Origin of the sequence: Gemmiger formicilis, from assembly GCF_016901605.1 — a bacterium.
Lineage (GTDB): Bacteria > Bacillota > Clostridia > Oscillospirales > Ruminococcaceae > Gemmiger > Gemmiger formicilis_B.
The window spans coordinates 1-289 of record NZ_JACJKP010000599.1; the positions used below are offsets into that span (position 1 = coordinate 1).

A 289-nucleotide genomic window follows, 5' to 3' on the forward strand; every position below is an offset into this window, starting at 1 on the left:
GCCGTGCCGTTCATGGTCACGTTGATGGTTTCACCGCCGGACGGCGTCTCCGAAGAGCCGGAATCCGAAGAACCGGAATCCGAACCAGCAGACTCCGAATTGCCGGAATCCGATGTGCTGTCGCTGGCCGGGGGCTCCGTGGACGAAGCCGAATCACTGGCACTGTCAGAAGCCGGAGCCTCCGTCGGTGCCGGGGTTTCGGTCGGTACCGGAGTTGCCGTGATCTGGTCCACGGTTACGGTCTGTTCCGGCAGACCGCCTTCGGCGCCCTGGTTCAGATCGGATTCCG

Annotated in this window: 1 protein-coding gene; it reads right to left on the reverse strand. The window is 63.7% G+C overall.

Annotated features, from left to right (window positions below; genetic code table 11):
• Positions 1–289, reverse strand: a 289-nt coding sequence (locus H6B10_RS16090; protein ID WP_430661778.1) for a hypothetical protein, incomplete at both ends; no start/stop codon positions are given.